This window comes from Microbispora sp. H10949, assembly GCF_014161435.1.
Lineage (GTDB): Bacteria > Actinomycetota > Actinomycetes > Streptosporangiales > Streptosporangiaceae > Microbispora > Microbispora triticiradicis.
On sequence record NZ_JABBWZ010000033.1, the window covers coordinates 1 to 1914 of the forward strand.

The window sequence follows — 1914 nt, forward strand, 5'->3', positions numbered from 1 at the left end:
TGGCCAGGATCTGTCAACGGACTCCCGATAGTGACCCCCAGCGGTTCCGGGAACTTTAACCCCCCGGGGTTGGCTCAGTCGCGGTTGGCGCGGTTCTCCTTGGCCAGCAGCTCGCGGCGTTGGCGGGTGCGGTAGGAGTCGCCGGTGAGGGTGAGGACCTCGGCGTGGTGAACAAGCCGGTCGATCATCGCCGCAGCGACGACGTCGTCGGAGAAGGTCTCCCCCCACCGGCCGAAGGGCAGGTTCGAGGTGACCATGATCGAGCCCTGCTCATAGCGGGACGCCACCAGCTGGAAGAACGCAGGTTGGCCGCGTCCTGATCGAAGGGGATGTAGCCCACCTCGTCAACGATGATCAGCTTGTAACGGCGGATCTTCTTCAGCTCGGTCTCCAACTGCCCGGAATGGTGCGCGGCCGACAGCCGGGTAATCCAGTTGCTGGCGGTGTCGAACAGCACCGAGTAGCCCGACTGGCATGCCCTGACCCCAAGCCCGATGGCCAGGTGGGTCTTGCCGATTCCGGGTGGCCCGAGCAGGATCACGTTCTCGGCCTTGGCGACGAAGGTGGCGGTGGCCAGGTGGGCGAGCACGTCACGGCGCAGTGAGGGCAGGTGGTCGAGGTTGAAGTCCTCCAGGGTCTTGACCTGGGGGAAGTGGGCGGTGCGGATGCGCATGACGGTGCCCTTGGATTCGCGGTCGGCGACTTGACGCTGCAGCAGCGCGGCCAGGTACTCCTCATGCGACCAGTTCTCCTCGCGGGCTTGGGCGGCCAGTTCCTCCCAGAACGCGCCGATGGTCGGCGTCTTCAGTACCCGGGTGAGGTAGGCGATCAGCGACGGCAGGCCGTCCTTGGGCGGTGCGGCCGGCATCACCTGCGGCGTTGTGGCGGCTGTGGTCACTGGCTGCTCGCTTCCGTGCTGTGTGCGGATGGGTCGAAGTCGACGCCGAACAGGGCGTCGTAGTCCGGCAGCGCCCGCAGCATGACGGCATGGCCGTCGGTGTGGAAGCGGGTGGCTGCCTGACGGCTGTGCCGCTCGGCGGCCAGCGCCTGGCGCATCGCGGCGGCGGCGTGGGCGTGGGCGGGGTCGGTGACCACGCCGTGCTTGGCCCAACTACGGGCGTGGCAGGCCACGACCTGGCCATCGCAGACCACACGCACCTCCTGTGGGGAGGCGGTGACCTCGACGAACCGGCCGATGGCGCGGGGATCGACGGAGTAGTCCACGGTGTCGACCCGCACGTAGTAGTCACGCCCGAGCCGGATGCGGTGGTGCAGGCCGGTCGCGGGGGCCAGCGGCGGCAGCGGCAGCATCGACTGGTAGTCGACCTCCAGCAGGTCCACCGGGCGGCCCTGGATCGAGCGGACGGTGCGGGTGTTGGCCTGGGCCAGCCACCCGGTCAGTTGCTCGTTGAAGTCCGCCGGTGAGGCGAAGGTCCGTCCCGGCAGGAACGAAGTCTCCAAGAACCCGTTGTGGCGTTCGACCAGGCCCTTGTATTCCGGATCCCTGGGCGGGGCCAGCTTGATCTGTGTGGCCAGCGTGCCCGCGAACGCCGCTGCCGGGACGCTGACGCGTCCGGTGCCGCCGATCGCCGACTCCCGGTCCCACAGCAGGGTCGTGGTCACCCGGCCGATCCCGCTGATCAGCGCCCACATGCCCGACAAGATGTCCCCTGCCTGGCGGGAGGGGATCATCGTCGCGGTCATGAACCGGGAGAACGCCAGCGTCATCACCAGCACCGGCAGCATCCGCTGCTGCCCCTGACCGACCGGGATCCGCGGCTCGGGAAACCACAGATCGCACTGCGTGAGCTGGCCGGGCTGATAGGTCACCCGATCCACCGGATCGATGCCGACATACTCCGGGCGGATACGCGCCAGCAGCTTCTTCAACGGCCCTTCGGAGTACGGCCAGCC

Annotated in this window: 3 protein-coding genes; all 3 read right to left on the reverse strand. The window is 68.3% G+C overall.

What is annotated here, in order from left to right; genetic code table 11:
* Nucleotides 1-74: 74 nt before the first annotated feature.
* Nucleotides 75-257, reverse strand: coding sequence for an ATP-binding protein (locus tag HHX40_RS38065; protein WP_310738421.1), 183 nt, complete (start codon nt 255-257; stop codon nt 75-77).
* Complete coding sequence (locus HHX40_RS35445; protein WP_310738422.1) at nt 185-898, reverse strand: ATP-binding protein; 714 nt, start codon at nt 896-898, stop codon at nt 185-187. Before HHX40_RS35445 ends, HHX40_RS38065 begins: the two co-directional genes overlap by 73 nt.
* Nucleotides 895-1914, reverse strand: a 1020-nt coding sequence (locus HHX40_RS35450; RefSeq protein WP_220499982.1) for a Mu transposase domain-containing protein, incomplete at its 5' end; no start/stop codon positions are given. The genes HHX40_RS35450 and HHX40_RS35445, both read right to left, overlap by 4 nt.